This window comes from Anabaena cylindrica UHCC 0172 (assembly GCF_034931625.1).
In the GTDB taxonomy this organism is placed as follows: domain Bacteria; phylum Cyanobacteriota; class Cyanobacteriia; order Cyanobacteriales; family Nostocaceae; genus Anabaena; species Anabaena cylindrica_A.
Window position 1 is genome coordinate 1 of sequence record NZ_JAYGGY010000003.1, and the last position, 21,711, is coordinate 21,711.

General features: G+C 37.2%; 22 protein-coding genes. 6 read left to right on the forward strand and 16 right to left on the reverse strand.

Annotated features, from left to right (window positions below; all coding sequences use genetic code 11):
* Positions 1–554: 554 nt before the first annotated feature.
* From VB713_RS01275 to VB713_RS01300, 6 genes are all read right to left on the reverse strand, one after another.
* The gene (locus VB713_RS01275) at positions 555–1,004 is read right to left on the reverse strand and encodes a nucleic acid-binding protein (RefSeq protein WP_323309776.1); all 450 of its coding nucleotides are present in this window, start codon (positions 1,002–1,004) and stop codon (positions 555–557) included.
* Positions 1,005–1,010: 6 nt separating this feature from the next.
* A complete protein-coding gene (locus VB713_RS01280) occupies positions 1,011–1,343 on the reverse strand; it encodes a hypothetical protein (RefSeq protein ID WP_323309777.1) in 333 nt (110 codons plus the stop codon).
* 221 nt (positions 1,344–1,564) lie between these two features.
* A complete protein-coding gene (gene vapC, locus VB713_RS01285; protein WP_323309778.1) occupies positions 1,565–1,966 on the reverse strand; it encodes a type II toxin-antitoxin system tRNA(fMet)-specific endonuclease VapC in 402 nt (133 codons plus the stop codon).
* A 12-nt stretch (positions 1,967–1,978) separates the two neighbouring features.
* Entirely contained in the window at positions 1,979–2,281 is a 303-nt protein-coding gene (locus VB713_RS01290) for a hypothetical protein (protein ID WP_323309779.1), read from the reverse strand.
* Positions 2,282–2,465: 184 nt separating this feature from the next.
* Positions 2,466–2,786: a type II toxin-antitoxin system RelE/ParE family toxin gene (locus VB713_RS01295; RefSeq protein ID WP_323309780.1), complete on the reverse strand. Its 321-nt coding sequence runs from the start codon at positions 2,784–2,786 to the stop codon at positions 2,466–2,468.
* Positions 2,787–2,791: 5 nt separating this feature from the next.
* A complete protein-coding gene (locus VB713_RS01300; RefSeq protein ID WP_071188346.1) occupies positions 2,792–3,040 on the reverse strand; it encodes a type II toxin-antitoxin system ParD family antitoxin in 249 nt (82 codons plus the stop codon).
* A 35-nt stretch (positions 3,041–3,075) separates the two neighbouring features.
* Here VB713_RS01300 and VB713_RS01305 point away from each other — a divergent pair, with 35 nt between their 5' ends.
* Positions 3,076–3,273: a hypothetical protein gene (locus tag VB713_RS01305; protein ID WP_323309781.1), complete on the forward strand. Its 198-nt coding sequence runs from the start codon at positions 3,076–3,078 to the stop codon at positions 3,271–3,273.
* Here the strand turns inward: VB713_RS01305 and VB713_RS01310 are convergent.
* The 9 genes from VB713_RS01310 to VB713_RS01350 form a co-directional block, all read right to left on the reverse strand.
* Positions 3,270–3,611 carry a XisI protein gene (locus VB713_RS01310; RefSeq protein ID WP_323309782.1) on the reverse strand — a complete coding sequence of 114 codons (342 nt, stop codon included), beginning with the start codon at positions 3,609–3,611 and terminating at the stop codon, positions 3,270–3,272. The genes VB713_RS01305 and VB713_RS01310 overlap by 4 nt on opposite strands.
* Positions 3,599–4,015, reverse strand: a complete 417-nt coding sequence (locus VB713_RS01315; protein ID WP_323309783.1) for a XisH family protein — start codon at positions 4,013–4,015, stop codon at positions 3,599–3,601. Before VB713_RS01315 ends, VB713_RS01310 begins: the two co-directional genes overlap by 13 nt.
* A 243-nt stretch (positions 4,016–4,258) precedes the next feature.
* A complete protein-coding gene (locus tag VB713_RS01320; RefSeq protein WP_323309784.1) occupies positions 4,259–4,618 on the reverse strand; it encodes a type II toxin-antitoxin system PemK/MazF family toxin in 360 nt (119 codons plus the stop codon).
* The gene (locus tag VB713_RS01325) at positions 4,605–4,835 is read right to left on the reverse strand and encodes a CopG family transcriptional regulator (protein ID WP_323309785.1); all 231 of its coding nucleotides are present in this window, start codon (positions 4,833–4,835) and stop codon (positions 4,605–4,607) included. The genes VB713_RS01320 and VB713_RS01325 overlap by 14 nt, the downstream gene beginning before the upstream one ends.
* Positions 4,836–5,046: 211 nt before the next feature.
* A complete protein-coding gene (locus VB713_RS01330; protein WP_323309786.1) occupies positions 5,047–5,280 on the reverse strand; it encodes a type II toxin-antitoxin system PemK/MazF family toxin in 234 nt (77 codons plus the stop codon).
* Entirely contained in the window at positions 5,265–7,058 is a 1,794-nt protein-coding gene (locus VB713_RS01335) for a WD40 repeat domain-containing protein (protein ID WP_323309896.1), read from the reverse strand. Before VB713_RS01335 ends, VB713_RS01330 begins: the two co-directional genes overlap by 16 nt.
* Before the next feature lie 638 nt (positions 7,059–7,696).
* Complete coding sequence (locus VB713_RS01340) at positions 7,697–9,271, reverse strand: NAD(P)H-quinone oxidoreductase subunit 4 (RefSeq protein ID WP_323309787.1); 1,575 nt, start codon at positions 9,269–9,271, stop codon at positions 7,697–7,699.
* A gap of 465 nt (positions 9,272–9,736) precedes the next feature.
* Positions 9,737–11,434 carry a glycosyltransferase family 39 protein gene (locus VB713_RS01345; RefSeq protein ID WP_323309788.1) on the reverse strand — a complete coding sequence of 566 codons (1,698 nt, stop codon included), beginning with the start codon at positions 11,432–11,434 and terminating at the stop codon, positions 9,737–9,739.
* Positions 11,435–11,460: 26 nt separating this feature from the next.
* Positions 11,461–13,050: an LA_3751/LA_3752 family putative glycosyltransferase gene (locus VB713_RS01350; RefSeq protein ID WP_323309789.1), complete on the reverse strand. Its 1,590-nt coding sequence runs from the start codon at positions 13,048–13,050 to the stop codon at positions 11,461–11,463.
* Positions 13,051–13,447: 397 nt separating this feature from the next.
* Here VB713_RS01350 and cofH point away from each other — a divergent pair, with 397 nt between their 5' ends.
* The 3 genes from cofH to VB713_RS01365 all read left to right on the forward strand — a co-directional run bounded on the left by cofH (position 13,448) and on the right by VB713_RS01365 (position 16,909).
* The gene (gene cofH / locus VB713_RS01355; RefSeq protein WP_323309790.1) at positions 13,448–14,611 is read left to right on the forward strand and encodes a 7,8-didemethyl-8-hydroxy-5-deazariboflavin synthase subunit CofH; all 1,164 of its coding nucleotides are present in this window, start codon (positions 13,448–13,450) and stop codon (positions 14,609–14,611) included.
* Between the two features lie 124 nt (positions 14,612–14,735).
* Positions 14,736–15,137: a photosystem II protein Psb27 gene (gene psb27, locus VB713_RS01360; RefSeq protein ID WP_323309791.1), complete on the forward strand. Its 402-nt coding sequence runs from the start codon at positions 14,736–14,738 to the stop codon at positions 15,135–15,137.
* A gap of 266 nt (positions 15,138–15,403) precedes the next feature.
* Positions 15,404–16,909 (forward strand): family 10 glycosylhydrolase, encoded by a 1,506-nt coding sequence (locus VB713_RS01365; RefSeq protein ID WP_323309897.1) that lies wholly within the window; start codon positions 15,404–15,406, stop codon positions 16,907–16,909.
* On the opposite strand, the gene VB713_RS01370 is transcribed toward VB713_RS01365, so the two are convergent.
* Positions 16,910–17,872 carry an alpha/beta hydrolase gene (locus tag VB713_RS01370; protein WP_323309792.1) on the reverse strand — a complete coding sequence of 321 codons (963 nt, stop codon included), beginning with the start codon at positions 17,870–17,872 and terminating at the stop codon, positions 16,910–16,912.
* A gap of 225 nt (positions 17,873–18,097) precedes the next feature.
* Between VB713_RS01370 and VB713_RS01375 the strand changes: the two genes are divergently transcribed.
* Both VB713_RS01375 and VB713_RS01380 read left to right on the forward strand, forming a co-directional pair.
* Positions 18,098–19,108 (forward strand): ATP-binding protein, encoded by a 1,011-nt coding sequence (locus VB713_RS01375; protein ID WP_323309793.1) that lies wholly within the window; start codon positions 18,098–18,100, stop codon positions 19,106–19,108.
* 19 nt (positions 19,109–19,127) lie between these two features.
* Positions 19,128–21,635, forward strand: a complete 2,508-nt coding sequence (locus tag VB713_RS01380) for a S8 family peptidase (protein ID WP_323309794.1) — start codon at positions 19,128–19,130, stop codon at positions 21,633–21,635.
* Positions 21,636–21,711 lie beyond the last annotated feature (76 nt).

A 21,711-nucleotide genomic window follows, 5' to 3' on the forward strand; every position in this document is an offset into this window, starting at 1 on the left:
ATTTGTAAACTCAGTCCTTCTGGGTCATTTTGTCGTGCCTTAGTCTAAACTCCAGGTGTTAAGGAATCAACATAATTTAAACAATGTACACATCTTCCAGACTTATTTCGTTTAACCATTCTTTGACTTAATAAATTTAATAGGTATTGCGAATTTTCTAGAGTGTTAATAAAACTTAATTTTGCCGTAATTCTCCAACCATCTTTAATTAAAGTATTTTTGACGGCATTGTTTTCCTGATGACATTGAGTAAACACACATTAATCTTAATAGAACAATTATATAGTATACTCAGGCGTTAGCGTAGCTCACTGAAGGTATCGCTGTACTCTTTTAATTATAAGTGATACTTGGATTACTCTAATTGATACGGAGTAGTTTGCAATATTAATAGAGTGTATGCGATCGCTGTTCTCTTCTTTCTTACCTTCGCGCTCTTCGCGTCTTCGCGGTTCATTAAAAAAGGATGTTGGGAGGTTGAGGGAGTGCGATAGCGAAGCGCTCCGTAGGAATCGCTGTTTGGGAAGTTGAGGGGGTGCGATCGCTCTCACATTTTAAATTTCTCCCCATTCTCTAGCATCAATAAAAAGAGAAAGATGCTTTTTATTACTCGTGGCAATAATTACCTCATTTCCATAATTAGCAACTAAAATAGATTGAGCAGCTAAAATAACATCACCATCTAAAGCCTTATTATCTGCTGTAGATTTACCTTTATTTCTCACTTCAGCCCATAATTCTGCTGCTTTTAACATTACTTCTGTGGTAATTGGAAGATAAATAATTTCTGATTTAAGTTGATTCAGTTTTCTAATTCCTGATAACTTATTTGCTCTTAATAATTCCCGTCTAATTTCATAATCTATAATTTCTGGTAAAATTACCTCATAACCTCTTTCAAAAAGACTATAAAACCATTCTTGACATTGTACAGCTAGAGGATTTGCTTTGGGATTAGTAATTAATCCCACAGGTGCAGAATCTAAAACAATAACCTTACTCATTTTATTTTAAATTAAAATACCATTCATTGATTCAATAATTTCCAAAGTTTCTTGTTGTTCTTGTTGTTGTTCATCTGATTCATTCCATGACTCGAACAATCTTTTAATATTAGTTTTTCTGTGTTCTTTTTTAATTGCGTCACTTTCATTAATTTCATTAATGGCATTTTCCCAGTTTTTCAAAGATGTCTGTTTCATCGTCACACTTTGACGAAATAGCCGGACAATTTGTAATAATTCTGGTATATATTCTTCTGGAGTATGTTCAATTTCTAGTAATAAATCATTGCGGGGTTTTGCTGATGATTTAGCTGTAATGGATTGGTGATTGTTAATCATAAAATCCTAGATTTGATTATTTTTACATACTACCAGTATATCGGATCAGAATGAGCAATGTCTGAAATTTATAAAATGTGATAACTACGGTTTGGGAGGTTGAAGGGTGCGATAGCGAAGCGCTCCGTAGGAATCGCTGTTTGGTGAGTTGAAGGGATGCGATAGCGAAGCTGACCGAAGGTATCGCTGTTTGGGAGTTGAGGGGATGCGATCGCTGTTTACTAAATCTCCCAATCTTCTAATTTTAAATTATCAATTCTACTAAATTCTCTAGTATTGTGAGTAATTAAAGTTAAATTATTAGCTATAGCAATAGCAGCAATATGTAAATCATTATTTCCTATAGGAGTACCTTTAGCAGCCAATTTACTACGAATTTCACCATAAATTACAGCACATTCATCATCAAACTTCAAAGAAATAAAACTATTTAAAAATTCCTGCTGCTTTTGCAGAGTTTTCGCAGGATTATTTGTTCTCATTGCACCATAAAATAATTCAGCCTTCACAATAGAACAAACTACTATATCTGTATCGGATAAATCTTGAAGACGCTGAATAATCTTTTCTGATCTTTGATTAAGATATTGAATACAAACATTACTATCTAATAAATATTTCATCAGTTTGTATTCCTAACAATTAATCATTTCTTCTAAACTATCATCTAAGCTATCATCAATACCTAAATCATCCAGAATAATTGGATCATCAGCACAACTTCCTGCTGTTTGATTAATAAATTCTTGCCAGTTTAATTTGTGTTTTTCTGTGTTTATCAAAGTTGTTGGTTTATTGATCAAATTTTGACGAAATAAACGGACAATTTCTAATATTTCTGGTATGTATTCTTCTGGAGTTTGGGCAATTTCTAATAATAAATCATTCCAAGGTGTATTTGAGGATGTTTCTGTGATGAGTTGGTGATTATTAATCATAAAATACTAGATTTGATTATTTTTACATATTATCAGTATATCGGATCAGAATGAGCAATGTCTGAAATTTATAAAATGTGATAACTACGGTGATCTAAGTGATTCCTGTGGAGTGCGATAGCGTTCGCAAAGCGTCCCGGAGGGAACTAGCGCGACCTAGGAATCGCATAGCTGATGACTATAGCTATTCTTCTTCTGTTAAAATCTGTGAAATATCCCGTGCAGAATGAATTAACCGAACAATTTCAATATACTCATCCCCTTCTAAATAAAAAATTAGATGCTTTTCAAATCCTCTAACTCCCCACTTCCGCAAACCAACTAAACGCGGATTTTTAACATTATAAACACTACCAATACCAGGTAGTCGTGCTAATTGTGAAAAAGTCTGCCTCGTAGCATCAAAAAAACTCAATGCTGCATCAAAATTACTGTCAGCAATATAAGCAAACTGTTCATCAAGGTCAACACTAGCCTTTGGTCTAATTACAATTCGTCTAGTCATTGCTATTACTTGCGGAGTCGCTCCAGAAGCTGAGTGCGTTTTTGTTGCCACCACTCATCCGTAATTTCAATCGCTTCACCACTATCTAAGCCTTCTAATAGCAATGTTTCTAGTCGTGCTTGTGCCACTTTTTCTAAATCTTGACGAATCAAATGTCGAATATATTCGCTTGTGGTACTGTAGCCACATTTTGCAACCTGTTCATTGATAAAGTCCCGCATGGAATCGGGAAGAGAAATATTTACTGTAGTCATAGCTAATAAGTCTTTATATTTCTGATTCTTTAATTATGGCAAATATTGTCAATTTTTGTCAAATGTTTTGTAGGGATGTGGGTGCGATAGCGAAGCTGACCGAAGGTATCGCTGTTTGGGAGTTGAGGGAGTGCGATAGCGTAAGCACTGACTTGTCAGTTCGCTGTTTGGGAAGTTTGAGGGGTGCGATCGCTTTTGGGAAGTTTGAGGGGTGCGATCGCTATACTATTTAAGCAGTAGCGAATGCAGTATATTTCCTTTCTTCAGGAGGATGAAATGCTAAAACAATATCAAGATTAGAAATACCTAACTTCATTAACTCATTAGCTATTCCTTCTTCAGTCCAATCTTCTTCAATCCAAATTTTATCATTTTTAATTCTGATATTAACTTGGATATTATTGGTTCTTTTTTTTCCATCCCAGCCCAAAAAACACCAAATATAGTGATGATTACTATCATCAAAAATCAAACAGCTTTCATCAGTTAAATTTGCTGCACCAGAAACCCAATTATGATATTCCGTGAGAACTTGTTTAATTGCTATTTGATATTGTTCTAGTTGATCCATTGTAATATCTCCTCTTTTTCAACATTAACTACAATCACTAAAATTTGATTTAATTCGATAATCTCTTTGATTGAATCTCTGGTAAAAAAGTTTTCGTATGTACTTTCTTTAATAGCTAAATAAATTTTATAGTCTGGTTCTGTGAGGTTAATTAAATTACGATATAAAATATATTGTCCTAAAGCTAGTTCAAAATCTCTCATGGGAGAAGGACTAAGAAAACTTTTGATTTCAACAACTATTTTTCTTCCACTTTGTTCTGCGGCAATCGGCTTTTCTGCGGATAAATCGGCAAACAATTCAGCATCTTTATACTTAATTTTATAAGGATCAGCGGTAATTGTCCAGCCATCTTTAATTAAAGCGTTTTTAACGGCATCATGGTAAATGTCTTTTGCTGGCATTGTTTTCTTGATAATATTGAGTAAACACAGATTAATTTCAATAGTACAATTATATTGTGTAGCTATGCGATCGCTATTTAGGAGGTTGAGAGGTGCGATCTCTGTTTGAGGGGTTGGAGGGATGTGATTCGCTATTTGGGAGGTTGGAGGGGTGCGATCGCTGCTTGGGAGGTTAAGGGGATGCGATAGCGAAGCTGACTGAAGGTATCGCTGTTTGGGGAGTGAGGGAGTGCGATAGCAAATTTAAACCCCAAAACCTAAAACCACATCCAAAGCAGTACGAATTTCTTCCCAATATTCAGCTTCTAAAATACCCACAAACCCTAAAACGCGACGATAATCTACAGAACGAATTTGAGCAACATCAATAAAACGATCTTTATCTAATCCATTAGTTGCTGTTGCTTTGACATTGACGATATAGGGAGCTTGCTTACTTCCTGGTCGAAATGGCATCACAATAGTTAATAATCCATATTGATTCATAATATCATTTTGAACTATTAAACAAGCACGGATTTTTTGTGCTTCTGCTCCCATAGTTGGATCAAGATTTACCCAGCGAATTTCTCTCCGTTTATAAGTTAAATTACTCTCTGGCATTAATACCATCTCCAGCTAAATTATCCCAAGCAGAAAGCTCATTTTGATATTTTAAATCTTTCGCATCTTCTTGGAGAGCAGCAATTATTTCTGCTTCTAAAATTTTGCGTCTTTGTTCTGCTAATAGTGCGTTGATATAGGCACTACGATTACCTTTTGCTTGTTGGTCAATAAATTGGAGAATGTTTTCTTCTAAAGTAATTGTGACTTTCATCATTATGTATGACTCATTCATCTTACCAATCAATCATACCATTTTTTTGACATTGCATGAGGTAAAAAGAGATTTGGGGAGTTGAAGGGGTGCAATCTCAAGTAGACAGAGAAAGACTTAACACCACAGCTAATGCTTGAGAAATAAGCTGTATTTCTGATTCAGAAAGTTGACCTAATTTTCTCATTAATCATGTCTCTGAAACAGAACGGATTTAAAAAGTATCAACACCAGAAACTTTTGACAAACTATTCTTTGTACTTGGTTCTAATTTTACCATCCAAGGTCTAATAGAATATCGTTCTTTCCAATCCGTAACTGGAACAATTACCTTTAAAGGTAAAATACCAATTCCATTATCATTAACTATAATACAAGGACGTTTTTTACTAATTTCCGTAGGAATGCGGAGAAATTCCTCTGGATTTAAATTTAACTTCTCTGCCAAATTTTAATAGTCTTATCCAAACTCCCACTAACTAACATTTCTCCAGAAGCTGTGAAAGTTAAAGCAGTAACTGTATTAGCATGACCGATAAACGTACCTAATAATTCACCCGTTTCTAAATGCCACAATTTGATAGTTTTATCAGCACTACCACTAGCTATAATTTGTTCATTAGGACTGAGGGCTACAGCATATACACCATCTCTATGACTTTTGAGAGTGTGAATTAATTTCCCGGTCTCCAAATTCCAGACTTTGATAGTTTTATCGCGACTACCACTCACTAAAAATTTAGCATCAGCACTAATTGCTAAAGAAGTAACAATGTGAGAATGACCCATGAGAATATGCAGAGGTTGTGTATCTTCAACATTTTTATTACTAACTGTAGAAGATGTATGCCAAATTTTAATTTTACGGTAACTACCTGTAATCAAAATTTGCCCATCTTGACTTAAAACCATTGAATGAGCTGCGGTATCATCTAAAGATAGGGATTTTTTAACCTGGCGATGACACAAATCCCAAAATAAGATTCTTCTATCATCACCACCAGTTGCGATCATATTGCCATCAGGAGTAAAAGCAACACAACGCACACTCCCATTATGTTTATGCAAAATATCAATTAAATCTAGTGCGCCAGTATGCCAAATTTTAATTGTAGAATCTGCACCTACACTAACTAAAGTTTGTCCATCTGCACTAAAAGTCAAAGAATTTACTTCATCTACTAACCCTGATATTACCCAAGGATATTCTGACAAAGTTTCTATTAATTCACCCTTAGTTAGATCCCATAATTTCGTTTCTCCCCGACTACCACTAGCTAATATGGGTATAGTTTTAGCATACTGATATCCAGAACTTTCTATTGGCACAGTTTTAACAGTATAAGCTAGACAGTTAATACCTCTAGTGTGTCCTTTCAAAGTCTGCCAAAATTCCCATTCACCAATAATACTCTTTTGCGGATGGTCTGATGGTAAAGTTTGAATAGTCTCTGTTATGATGATTTCATCTGCTATAGGCAGATCATTTTTTTTGCAATTTAGCGATTCTAAATACCAATTTAATCCTCCTGCATATAATAAATTGCTAGGAGTTATAGACAGTTTTGGTTCGGTAAATTTTAGTTGATGTGTTGGTAAAAAACCAGCCATGACTGTTTGCTTTTCGTAGCCTAATTTAGTTGTTGCTGGATACAACAAACACAGAAAAATTAAAACTTGGTAATTTTTTACATCTTCTTGAGTAACTGACCAGCGAATTTTATCTTTTTTAATGCCGTTGAAACTTTCTCCATCTGCTACATGAACTTGAATACTAATTTTGGGGTTATTAGTTAACCAATAAGTAAATTTACTTTCCCCACGTAAATTTCCCTCGTCATCTAAGACCATATTTTTTAAAGTGTCTTGTGGCACTTTTTTAACTAATTTACCCAACCTTTCTATCATCAATTGATCGACAATTTGTTCTCGAACTAGATAATCCTCTGCTTGCAGTTGAAAATATTTAGGAAAGGGAATTATCCAGTCAGGTGGTTCAGGATATTCTGGTGGCATTGGTGGCGGATTTTTGGCGAGAATTTCTGCTTGTTGGCGCGAACATTCTACTATTTTGGCTAATGGCTCACCGCAAAATGCTACAATTTCACTATGACAACCTTTTACTTGTCCTTCTAGAAGAGAAAGATCAGCAGTTTTAGGTTTTTTCACACGTTGTAGAAAGTCAGTTTGTTGAGCTTTGAGTAAGCTAATCCAATCCATCTGCATGATAGCGGCACAGTATTGCATACTTAAGGTAAATTATACTAAGGCGATTAGTTGGTTTTATAACTTTTACTTAAATAAAAATCGTAAGAATTCAGGAGTCAGGAGTCAGGAGGAAGAAGGAAGAAGGAAGAATATTTTTCTCTTCTGTTCCCTGCTATATCAAATATTCTGTATCCTGAATCCTTACAAAAAATCTAGTAATTATCACGGTTTTATAGAACACAAATATAAGTTTGTGTCAATGGTAAAGAGACATTTGAATATTCATCAGATATTTCTAAAATTTTCCTAGGAATATTTAGATGGTTTCCATAGATTCTAACTAACTTGGAAAACAAGTTACTGTTTCTCTAGAAACAGTTATGGCAATAAAGAGGTGTATGTCAGTAAATCCAAATTTTCGATTAGATAATTTTAAATTTCAAAAATTATGCAAAGCAATATATATTAATTATTTGTGTAGCTAACGCATCTATCTAGAAAAATATTTATGTCAAACACGTCACATATTAGGGATCTTAGACCTTTTCTGTTACTAAAATCTTCATGCCGTGAAATCCTTAAATCTGTTAAATCCGTGATAAAAAAGGGCAGGTATGAAACCCACCCTCAATATAAATCGTAGTTGTAATTACGAATTAATTACCAATTATTGGCGCACTAAGAGAGACGGTTTCCAATGCTTTCTCAGCAGTCAAAGTGGGTACAGAATCACGCAATCTTGCTGTCAGTTGTACAGTTGTAGCGTCGTACATTTGTGTTAGCAATTTGGGATAAAAACCAATGCCGATAATTGGTATCAACAAACAAGCGATGATAAATACTTCACGGGGTTCGGCATCTATCAAAGCTTGGTGAGAAACTAACTCTTCGTTTTCTTGACCGTAGAAAATTTCTCGCAACATTGATAACAGATAAATTGGCGTTAAAATTACACCAACTGCCATCAAGAAAATAATGATAACTTTGAATGTCGGGTTATAAGCATCGCTAGTAGCAAAACCAACGAATATCATTAATTCTGCTACGAAGCCACTCATTCCTGGCAATGCTAAAGATGCCATTGAACAAGTTGTAAACATGGCGAAAATCTTCCGCATTCTTTTGCCAACACCACCCATTTCATCTAACATTAGGGTGTGTGTACGGTCGTAAGTTGCACCGACTAAAAAGAACAAACTTGCCCCAATTAATCCGTGGGAAACCATTTGTAAAACTGCCCCACTTAAACCTAAATCGGTGAAGGAGGCAATACCAATGAGAACAAATCCCATGTGGGAAATTGAAGAATAGGCAATTTTTCGCTTGAGGTTACGCTGGGCAAAGGATGTTAAGGCAGCGTAGATGATATTTACTACCCCCAAAACCACCAAGACTGGTGCAACGTAAGCGTGGGCATCGGGGAGCATTTGGGCATTCATGCGAATTAAGGCATAACCACCCATTTTGAGCAAAATACCTGCTAGTAACATATGCACGGGCGCTGTAGCTTCACCGTGGGCATCTGGAAGCCAGGTATGGAGGGGTATGATAGGCAACTTGACAGCGTAGGCAATCAGGAAGCCAGCGTAGAGTAAAAGTTGTAAATTGAGTCCGTAGTCTTTGAGGGCGAGCGATCGCATATCGAAAGTCACCGTATCGCCATAAAATCCCATTGTCAAGGAAGACAGCAGAATAAATAGCGACCCGCCAGCAGTGTATAAAATAAACTTCGTCGCTGCATATTGGCGCTTTTTACCTCCCCAAATCGACAGCAGGAAGTATATCGGTACAAGTTCCAATTCCCACACCAGGAAAAATAACAGCATATCCTGGACAGCGAATACAGCAATTTGACCACCATACATGGCCAGAATCAAGAAGAAAAATAATTTCGGCTTGAAGGTGACAGGCCAAGCTGCTAAAACTGCCAAGGTGGTAATGAATCCAGTCAACAGAATTAGGGGCATAGACAAGCCATCTGCCCCTACTGACCAGTTCAAACCTAGCTGTGGAACCCAGGGGTAACTCTCCACTAGTTGCAAGTTGGGATTGGAGAAATCGTACCCAGTACAAAAAACGTAAACAATCAGTGCGAAATCTATCAACCCGACAATCAGGGAATACCAGCGCACTGTTTTGCCGTCTTTATCTGGGATGATAGGAAGTAGTAGTGACGCGGCTATTGGGAACAAAATAATCGTCGTCAGCCACGGGAAATTAGCTATATTCATCACAATCAGTCTGCAATTAAAATCTTGTTTGGCAAAAAGTCACTAGTTATTAACTAACAGCTTTTTGGCAATTTTCTCTTCATTGTTAGGTTGATTTAATTAAATTGGCAATCCCCAATTTTTCTGCGGAGGAGTCTTTTTTGACATATAAGGGTGCAGAATGTAGGTTGGAATACTACCCGCCCAGTCAAAAATTTATCCGAAAAAAGCCGCTAAACTGGCATTTACGCACAGGATAAGTTCGTGTTACGCCTGCCAACGTGGTCTGCAAACTCTGACTAAGAGACTTCCAACTAAAAAAATATCCCGTCGCTGTGACGGCAGGGGGCAGGGGGCAGGGAGAAGGGGGAAGAAAAGTCGCTTTGATAGGAGTGAACTTGGATAGCGAGGCGCTGCTGCAAGCAGTACATCTTTTTTGTGGAGTTCTCTAAATGCGATCGCCAAATTCAAATCGCCTAATATTTTTTAGCTATCTTGACTCAGAGAACGAGTGTAAAGCCTGGCAGTAAATTGGTCAAGGGTCATCGTACCTAATAGATTTTGAGTATTTTTTAACTGAAATTGAGATGACAAAACTTTTTGAATTTTTTGTTGTTCCCTTTCTACTTCCGCTTCTGTTTTTAAACGTGACCATAAAGGATTCGCACTGTCTAACCAAATGATCCGAGAATATTTTGTTGGTTCTTCCCTCAGAACTTTTTCTAACGCAGCAGCTAGTTCTGACGGCTTTTGAGAAAGAAGCATGACAGGATACTGGGTGGGAATATAATAAGCAACACGCATAACATGACCCCAAGCTTTGGAATTCATAGCAATTAATGTGGGCTGATTTGCATCTTGGGCAATTAATTCGGCAACTGGACGAAAAACGGAACGATGTCGCAAACTCAAGTCACCAACACTAATAGTTAGATACACCAACAACACACCAGCAGCTACCAAGGTACGCCATTGTTTAGCAACTGCTTTTTCTACCCACAAAGCTATTAATAATAAACAGCCTGGGACAATAATGATCATTGTCCGTCCAAACCCAAAACCCAAAGTAAACTTTTTAGTAGCGATATCTACTAACAAAGCAAGTAATAACGGCGAAATTCCTAATATTAAAACTGTACCTAAGTTTTTCTGTTCACCTTTTCGCCAGAGATGAATACTAAAGGCTAAAAATAGCAAGATTACCAAACCACCAGCTACAGTGATGATCATGGGATCTAAACTAATTGCCCAGTCTCCTATAAGTACGTCAGTACCTAAAGTGTTAGTAAAATCCTGTAAGTGTCTTAATAAGGGAGGTAATGTAGCCTTGGCGTTACCAAAACGATCTAAATCAGCATTACGTAGTTGCTTGATTGTACCCCACAACATCCAAGGTATGGTTAATAAAACTCCAGCACCTAGGCGTAAACCATGCTGTAACCAATGTCTTCTATCTAAATAGAGTACCAATACTCCTAAAACTATTAGCCAATAGGCATATAAATAAAAAGTCATCAAACCAATAGCACTGGAGATAATTAAAAGTCCATTCCAGATGATCTGACTACGACGACTTTGGGAATTTTGAGAATTTTTTTGTTCAATAATATGCAGTAGTGACCATGCACTTAATACTGCCCATAATACCAGAGGCGCATACATCCTGAAATTGAGAGCATGAAATAAGTAAAAAGGACTAATTCCTAACAGTGCTGCCAAAAATAATCCACCACGATGTCCTAAAATAAGCTTTCCTAAACCATAAGCACCACCCATAGCGGCAATGCTAATTAATGTGTTCAAACTCCGCGTTGCTGCTTCACTATTGCCAAAAATACGCAGCCAAAAATGTTGACTTAAAAAGAATATTGGTGGATGAGGTTCCCCTCCTATCAGACTTTTAATTAAATCCCTGATAGTTAGGAAAAAGTCATGGAGACTGGACTCAATAGGTAAACGCAATAAGGATGTATATTCTGCTAATACTACTGGTGCATCTCCAGGCATTTTATAGGCACTATTTTTACTGGTAGAAAGCAATAATGATAAAACCTCGTCATACCAAAATTCTCTAGTTCCTAGATTGATAATTCGCAGCAAAACTGCTAAAGCAATAACAATCAGGGATATCTTTTCTACAGATAAAATATTTTTTAGGTGATTAACTGGTGAGTCTGTTTTCATTTTTTAGTTTTACTTATTTTTATAAATTAGGATTTTTGTTGATTTTCAATAATTGTTGCTTCTTCTATTCTGTATCTTTTATTTTGGATGATTTTTTTGAATTGAATAGTTAAATTTTTCTGGTTGGCAGACAATTCTAATTTATCAGGTATTCTAGGGGAAGAAAAACATTTATCATAAACAGGACATATATAAATAAATTTTTCATAGTTTTGTTCATGCAATGCTAAACCTAATTTACTCACATCATCAGGTTTTTTAGTCAGAAAAAATGTTTTTTGCTTGAAGGTGGCTTCAAAACTTTGTCCAACATACTGGTTATCAACAGCTACAATTTTATTGCTATCTTTCCGCAAAAAATCAAGTACGGCCAGATTTTCTACTTTGCCTTGTTGGTAACAATTTATAGTACCTTGAATTGTATTGAGGTGAAATCCAATTATAAATAAAGTTATAAAAATACTGCTGCTAATATAATTCATCCCAAATTTTTTAATCTTCCATGTTCTATCCAAACAAGATATAGCTATGAAATTAAGTAATGGGATGAGGATTAATAAAAATCTCGGTCCCCATTGTTTACCCCCGTGACTAGGAATAAGTATAGGTACTAGACAAAGAAATAAAATTGATATTAATAATACTTGTTTAACTTCTATAGTAAAATTATTATTTTTTCTCAATAAGGAAATCACTAAAACTGCAATTGCAAAATAAATAACGGGGAAATATTGGAGTAATTTATTGTTAAGTACATTAAAAAATTTCACCGATTTTAATAATCTTGCTTGCAGTGAAAAATTTTCTACTACTTGGAAGGCATGAGCGCCTAATGGATGGTTATAAATAAGTTTATTTAAGGCAAAGAAACACAATACAGTTAATATCAAACTGGCTAGAAATATTATTTGTTTACTTTTGATGACGGTTATTAAATCGAGTTTAATTATGTATGATGCAATAACTAAGCTAATTACAATAGCTACTAATGCCAGAAATTCTGGTCTAAACCAGACTGATAAACCAATTAATATGCCACTAGAAATTGCATTTTTTGTGGAAAAATCTTTTGCTCCTTTAGTTAACAAAATCAGCAATCCATTAAAAGCTAAACATACTGCAAGTGTATGTTCCCAATACATGGCGCTATACATAGTTAGTGGAGAAGCGAATATGAGAGTGAGTAATCCTATGGCTGTTATCAGTTGATTTAGTTTACAAAATTGGCAAAGTTGATAAAAACTAACCCAGATTAACCATGTAGAAATTAGAGGAATTATATAAAAACCTCTAAAACCGAAAAAGGTATAAAAAGGTGCGGTGACGAGGGGGAATGTAAAGGGAAATGTTATATAATAAAGATTGGAAATTTTATAGCTAAATGGTGGTTCAAAAGGATATAGTCCATTATTCCAGAGATTATGCACCCATTCTGGTGCAGGTAGATCTAAATTAAAGTGCAGTTTACCAGAACTAAGTTGTTTGGCTAACAATGCTTTGAGTCCACCATCACCACTGTAGTAAATTTCATCTGGGATTTGCGATAGTAAGTATAGGGAAAAAGTGACACCAGATAAGATTATTAATAATGGCGCATTTACTTTTAATTTATACATACGCTAATAAAAGGATGATTATTGTAAATGTCTAGCAAATTCAACTATTTTCAGTCTTGGTTACAAACATCTAAATTTATAAGCAAAAGATAAATTAGTACTGAATCTATCAAAATAGTAAAGTTAGTGGATTATGATTAGACCAGGACTTACGCAAATGGCGCATTGATAAGACGCGTCAGACTGGATAAATCTGGTAAATAAACAGATTTTTGATATCTGAAGCACCCTACCATAGATTTTTGGTGTGACACGCAGCTTTAGTCCTATAGACTTAAAATAGTCAATTTTGTACAAGACTTAGCATAATCAAAAGGTTAGTGTCTAATATAACATTACAAGTTGAATTTTTTAATTTATTACGAAAAAGAAATAAGTAGTTTACTTTTGATCAACTGTGCCTACTATAACTATTGATGAAATTCTTAATTTAGCTTTAATGGGGTATAATATATCACCCTCTGATGGGGTTATATTATTGAAACAAAATGACCCAGAAGCGATCGCTGCTATTCGAGCTACTGCTGACCAACTGCGTCACAATCAAGCTGGTGATACAGTCACCTACATAATTAATCGCAACATTAATTTTACCAATATCTGTGAGCAGCATTGTAGTTTTTGTGCTTTCCGGCGGGATGATGGTGACACGGATGCTTACTGGTTAAATTGGGCGCAGATTCTGGAAAAATCCACAGATGCAGTGCGTCGAGGAGCAACAGAAATTTGTATGCAAGGGGGATTACACCCACAAGCGCAAATTAATGGAAAATCTTTGCCTTATTACCTCAAACTAGTAGAAACCATCAAGCAGGAGTTTCCCCAGTTACATCTACACGCATTTTCCCCCCAAGAAGTCCAGTTTATTGCCAGATTAGACGGAATTACTTATGCAGAGGTGATTACAGCTTTGCGTGATGCTGGTGTTGGTTCCATGCCAGGAACAGCCGCTGAGGTGTTGGATGATGAGGTACGCAGGGTACTATGTCCAGAAAAAATTGATACGGCTACGTGGCTAGAAATCGTTAGTACGGCGCATAAATTAGGTGTACCTACCACCAGCACCATGTTATCTGGGCATATTGAAACCCCAGAACAACAAATTGGACATTTAGAAAAATTGCGATCGCTCCAACAAAATGCGATCGCGCAAGAACACCCAGCCAGAATTACAGAATTTATTGTCTTACCATTTGTGGGACAAGAAGCACCCAAATCCTTACGTCGTCGTGTGGGAAGAGATCAACCAGTTTTAAAGGATGCACTATTACTAACTGCTGTAGCGAGAATTTATTTAGGAAATTGCATACCTAACCATCAACCGAGTTGGGTAAAATTAGGGCTGGATGGAGCGACAGAAGCATTAACTTGGGGTTGCAACGATATCGGTGGCACATTGATGGAAGAACATATCACCACCATGGCCGGTGCTATAGGTGGCACTTGTATGGAAGTTGAAACCTTACAAAATGCGATAGCTTCGCTGGCCGCAGGCAACGCTTCCCTAAAAAGACCTTACCAAGAACGGAATACTTTATATCAGAAAAGTGGTAATGGGTAATTGGTAATGGGTAATTGGGAAAACTCTTCCCCTGCTCCCTGCTCCCTTTCTTCTTACCCTATCCTCAGGATACCAATCCGAGATAGGATGGACGTTAATTTACGTATTGTTTTGATTAATGCATATGAAGCGTTATTGGTCGCGTCTACTTGCCCTAGTTTTGGTTCTAAGCATCGGCTTAATGGGCTGTTCTGGTACTCCTGATGGATTGAGTGGGGATTATCGTCAAGACACCTTGTCAGTAGTCAATACAATGAGACAAGCTCTAGATTTATCGCCAGATTCCCCAAATAAAGCAGAAGTTCAAGCAGCCGCACGTCAAAAAATTAATGACTTTTCGGCTCGCTACCAACGAGCTAATTCTTCTGTTTCAGGTCTTAGCTCATTTACAACTATACGAACAGCCCTCAATGCTTTAGCTGGACACTACAGTTCTTACCCAAATCGTCCCGTCCCTGAAAAGCTCAAAACTCGTCTAGAGAAGGAGTTAAACCTCGTAGAAATAGCACTAAAGCGTGGTAGTTAACCATCGCCTATCTTATCGTCAAGAGCCAAAAATTCAAAGTTACAAATTTTGACTTTGCATTATTGACTCTTGACTACTTGATGACAAATTTAGTTAAATATAGGTTTGAAATTGTATTTTTATCAAAAATTTGGCAACAAAAATAAGAATTTATAAGTCTATAAAAATTAGATTTTATCCCAATTACTCAAAGAGAAAATTTGAGAAATATGGCTCTTAATTAATTATTTAGAGTCGATAATTGTTTCGTCAATTTACTGTCGTATATATCTAAACGTCCCTTGAAATTTACAAAACCAACATTATTTTGTCGAAGTCTGTTAACTGTCATTTTTAGCAGTAGTCTATTAATTCCCAGCGTGGGGATTCAACCAGCAAGGGCGCAAATAAGTCAATATTGTCAATTATCTGCCAAAGCAATCCAAGAAAAAGAAAACCTCAGGCTGTCAGCACTGAGAGGCAAGAAAGATCAACAAAATCGCTATCAAAAACTGGTCAAACAACACGCACAAGAATTACAAACTTGTCGCACACGTAATTGGCCTCAAACTCAAGCTATTTGGTTACGTTTGTATCCCTGTGACACTCAGCCGGGAGCAATTGATCAGATTATGGATCGAATTGTCAGTCGTGGCTATAACCAAGTTTATTTAGAAGCATTTTATGACGGACAGGTGTTATTGCCAGCAGCAGCTAATCCGACAGTTTGGCCGGCGGTAATTCGGACTGTGGGCGCAGAAAGAGTTGATTTGCTAGAAGCAGCGATTAAAAAAGGGCAAGAGCGTGGTTTGAAGGTTTACGCTTGGATGTTTACCATGAATTTTGGCTATACTTACAGCCAGATTCCTAGTAGACAAGAAGCGATCGCTCGCAATGGTAAAGGCCAAAACAGTATAGATGTTGTAGATAACCGTTCTCAAATATTTATTGACCCCTACAACACCCAAGCAAAAACCGATTATTACCGCATGGTACAAGAAATCCTGCGTCGTCGGCCAGATGGGATGTTATTTGACTATGTGCGCTATCCCCGACAAGCTGGAAGCGATTCCATAGCTACTAAAGTTTCCGATTTATGGTTATTTACTCCAGCAACTCAAGAAGCTTTATTTCGTCGCGCTAAAAATGCTAAAGGGTTGGAATTAATTCGCCGCTTTTTAAGTAGGGGATACATCACCGCAGGAGATATAGGTCAAGTCGATAAACTTTATCCTCAAGAAGGTGAACCGCTTTGGGAAGGACGCAATCTTCCCCCAGAGCCAAAGTCTTTATCATCAGCAACCGACAGACAAAAAATTCTGCAATTGGAGTTGTGGCAATTGACTGTAGCCCATGCTATGCAAGGAATAATAGATTTTGTGGCTTTAGCTAGTTATCCAGCACAGCAGCAAAGTATTCCTGCTGGGGCAGTGTTTTTCTCCGATGGTAATCAAGCTGTAGGTCAAGGTTATGATTCCCGTTTACAACCTTGGGATCGTTTCCCTAGTTCTTTGGAATGGCATCCTATGGCTTATGCAAACTGTGGAAATAATAATGCTAGTTGTATTGCGGCACAAGTACAACGGGTTTTAAGTGCAGCACAACCAGGTACAAATGTGATTCCAGCTTTAGCTGGTAAATGGGGAGAATCAATTAGTAATCGTCCATCCTTAGAAGCGCAAATGCAAGCACTACGCCAATTTTCGCCTCAACTGAAGGGAGTGAGTCATTTTGCTTATTCTTGGCAATATCCTGAACATGATGGCGATCGCAAATTCTGCCGCAATCAATAACTACCAATCACCCAATTGCGTACCCAAAAAGTAACGCACATGATCAACAAATGTCGGACCAGATTGTCTGTTTCCATGTCCTAAACCCGGAACTACATAACAATCACCATCTGGGAAACATCGAGCGCAAGCTTGAGCGTTTTTAACATTTACAATCGGGTCATTAGCACCTACCAAAAATCTCACCCGTCGCGGTGATTTCACTTGCTCAATATAAGTCATCGGATTGCAAATTTGAGCATATTTATCAGAGTATTTCAAATCTTTCGCTAATTTGAGCATCTGCACCATCGGTTTTAATTGTGGTTGCACTCGCGCCAAAATATTTTCTGCTAATGTTCCCAAACCAGAAGCAGCTAAATCTGGCAAAATCCAATAACCCCAACTATTAGCAAAAGTTTGGAGATTCGCATGACCAATTGTACCTAATAACCTTTCCCCAATGCCATGAGCAGTAAAAGCATAGGAACTAAATAAAACTCCCATACTCACCCCAAACAAACCCAAACGGCTATTAAGACCATATCTTTCACCGCAAAATTGATGAATTTTAGTAATATCTACAGCTGTCTGTTGAAATATTTTTGATAAAAGTTCTGTATTAAATGGGATACCTCTGTCAACTAAAGGCTTAATTTCGTTTTCCACCACCGCAGTAGATGTCCGCACCAAACTACGTTCACCTGCAAAGGGCGTATCAAATAAAGCCACGGCTATGCCCATCTGTGTCAGCGTTGGGACAATAAAATTATTCCAGCTATATGGCGCACACATTCCCTGTAAGCCAATTATTAAGGGTGTATTCTGTACAGGTCGATGGCTAGGAAGAAAAACAGCCACGGGAAACCCACTTAATCGGTTATCAATATCTGCTACACCAGTGTAAGAGTGTGGCTCATGGAACCAGTATCTTTCCCCATTCACACCCTCAACATTAATCGCATCAGCACCGTAAATAGGCATATTTATCTGTATTACTACTAAGTAGCGGATTTTAACGAATATCCTAACAATTCAAGAACTGTTTTATCAAAAAATTAGTCAGGCAATCTAAGCTTGAGAAATCATTGCTCTCAAGTGTAAGATTTCAGTGCTACTATAAGCTGTTTGCCCGGATATCTTTATTAGTACAAAAGTTCTATACTAGATTAGGTACATAGGGTATCTAATGCATACTGATTCTAAACTATGGCACGTGGCGAAACCCTCCGAAAGCTCTTCAGAAGCTTCTCCCGCAATGAGAGAGAGGAGTTTTTGGCTGCGGCTATGGAACTTATTGAAGAAGAAAAAAATAAAAACCATATCCTGCTGGCTAGAGATTTGGAAAAACTGCTTCACAATGGGAATGGATACACCAAACCTCTAGCCGCTAACATAACTTCCTGGAATCAGTTTCCTGAACCGCCTAAAGATAAGGATACTGGACTGGCCTTACTTGAGGTAAAGAAGTTCGATCTGACATGGGATCACATTGTCCTCAGTGAGAAAATTTTCGATATTTTGCAAGAAATAGTCCTCGAAAACCGTAAACAGGACATCCTTGCAGCCTATAACCTCAAGCCCAAAAACAAATTGCTCTTTTGTGGACCACCTGGTTGTGGTAAAACCCAAACAGCAAAAATCCTTTCCAGTGCTTTGGGGCTACCACTGGTTTACGTGAATTTAACAGCCGTATTTTCTTCTTACTTGGGTGAAACTGCAACCAATCTTCAGAAAATTTTTACATATATTGAAAAAGGTGAATGGCTAGTTTTGTTTGATGAGTTTGATGCGATCGCTCGTGATCGAGATAACTTAAATGAACATGGTGAAGTCAAACGCTTAGTGAATAGCCTGTTACAACTCATTGATAATGCAACGAATCAAAGTATATTTGTTGCAGCAACTAATCATGAGAAACTATTGGACAGTGCAGTTTGGCGACGATTTGATGAGGTAATTTTCTTCGATAACCCAACGGTTGAACTAAGAACGGCTCTTTTGAGTCGCTATCTGTCTGGTATCCGTTATACTGCTATAGATCTATCTGTCTTTGCTACTCGGCTTGAGAATGCTACTGGAGCAGATATAGAACGTATCTGTTCTGATGCAATTAAATCCGTGATTCTGCGGAGTGAGCGTACCTTAACTGCTGATGATTTAGACGTTGCGATAGGGCGTTTTTTAGAAAGGCAAAGTATAATAGCAAACTCAAAATAATTATTTACGTCGAGTCCTAATGGTAAGTCAATTTGAACACCTAAAATTGCCGAGAAGAATTAACATCGAATTACCACGACGACGACCTCGTGGTGGTGGGGGTGGTGAAAAACGCACTGATTTCATTGAACATGGTAAGAATTTATTAGATCAAATTTATAGCCTGACTGAACCTATCAAGCAAAAGAGCAACCCTTTCCATCTTGACCCAAAATTGATTTTTAAGATCAAAGTTGCTAAAGAAGGATCTTTTTCAGACGATAATTTGACTAAAACAGGACTAAATATTCTAGCACGTGAACCCAACAAAGCGATTGTCGTTTTCTCTTCTGACAGTGAGCTAAAAGAATTTAGGAAACGTTTAGAAAATTACAGTCAAATTACGGCAGGACCTGAATATTCATATTTAGGGGCAATTGATGAGTTAGTTCCCCTCGAACGCGAAGATCGCATTGGTCGTCTGTTAGAAATAAAGCCTGTAGAAGCAGATGAACTTGTTGCTTTAGATTTGGAACTCTGGCACACAGGGGATCGCAAGGAAATGCAAAAGTATTTAGATGATATTGCCGAGGTGCTAGAGAGTTTACCCAGCGATACTGCTCCTATGAGAATGAGTGATAGATACGTTGGTGATTATCTATGTATAGCTCGAATTAAAGTCACTCAGGAAGCTTTAGAGCTTTTGTTAGAAGTAGAAATCGTCAAAGAAATTGATCGTCTTTCTCAACCTGCATTTGAAAGAAATGCTGATTATAATTTACCAATTTCTAGTTTCCCTGAAGTTGTTTCTCCACCTCAAGAGAATTGCGGCATTCTTGTTATAGACTCAGGTGTACAGAGTGGTCATCCATTAATTGCTCCAGTGCTGGGTGAAGCTGATGTATTTCCAGATCCAGGACAGCAATTAATAAAAAGTGGTGCAAATGATGTACATGGACATGGTACAAGTGTTGCTGGCATTGCCATTTATGGAAATATTGAAAGCTGCATTAAACAACTTTCATTTGAGCCAACTGCTTGGTTATTTTCTGCTCGTGTGACAGATGAAAACTGCAAATACTATGAAGATATTCTCTTAGAAAATCAACTGGATCAAGCAATTAAGGCTTTTGTGGATAATTACCCTAACTGTAAAGTTATCAATATATCTCTGGGTGATGATGATCAATTTTATATAGATGGAATGAAGCAGTTTCGATTAGCTGCAAAGATAGATGAAATTGCTTATCAATACCAAAACAAAAACATTATTTTTGTAATTTCAGCAGGAAATACTAACCCACCTCATGAAGAAGCAAGATCAGATGAGCAACTACTGACTGACTACCCAAATTATTTACTGAATAAAACTGCTCGAATTATTGATCCAGCAACTTCTGCGATCGCACTAACTGTAGGTTCTTTATCTTATGGTCGCGGTAGTATGACAGAACCTGATGATGTTCGTCGTCAGGCGATCGCCAAATTACCAGGATACCCCTCTCCCTTTACCAGAACTGGTTTTGGAGTAGATGGAATGATTAAACCTGATGTTGTAGATTTTGGTGGAGATTTGGTATTAGACCTCAGTTATCGAGAAAGTTTAGGTTTACCTAAAGTTAGTCAATTAGGAGATACTGTCGCTGGAGTTTCTGTTGTCACTCTCTCCAAAAATTTCCAAAGCTCTTTATTTCATATCTGTAGTGGTACAAGTTTTGCTGCACCTCGTGTGGCTAACATTGCTGCTCAACTTTTTACAAAATATCCAAATGCCAGTTCTAACCTCATTCGAGCATTGATTGTCAACTCTGTGGTTCTTCCTAAAGAAATACCAGACCAATTTCAATGGAACAGTAAACAATCTCAGGGTGAAAAGACAAAACAAATTGAAAAGCAGTTAGCAATTTATGGCTATGGACAAACTGATTTAGAACGTGCAATGTATTCTGCTGAGAACTACGTTGTTCTATCAGAAGATAATATCTTGATTCCAGTAGGCAAGTTTCATATTTATGAAATTCCCCAATTACCACCTGAATTTTTTGATGTAAAAGGTACTCGCACACTATCAACCACCTTGGCTTTTGACCCTCCAACTCGTCCAACTCGTGGAGACTCATATTTAGGAGTCACAATGGAATTTAATCTTTTCAAAGGAATTGATTATGAAAAAATCGTGAGTGCTTATGTAGATGCTAGTAAAACAAGCTCACCTGATAAGTTTACGGAAATTTCACTGGACAACTTAAAGGAAAAACATGGTTTTGGCATCTTGGTCGATTTATCCCCAGGGTCTACTATTCGTAAGAAAGGAACAGTGCAAAGGGGGCAAGTACAAATATTTCCCAACTCCACAAAATATAAAGACGGAAACATGACTCTAGTGGTGAGTTGTAACCGTAAATGGGCAAATCCAGATGAAATTGAAATGCAACGTTATGCTTTAGTTGCTTGCATTAGCCATTCTGATCCTCAAGTTAATTTATATAATCGCCTTCAACTCCAGATTACCCAGAGAGAGCAAGAGCGACAACGAGGAAGAGTTTAACTGATGATGATTATAGCCCTATTTTCCTTTGGTGCGGCTACAGTTGCCAATCTTCTTTCCTGGTTATTTAGTAATA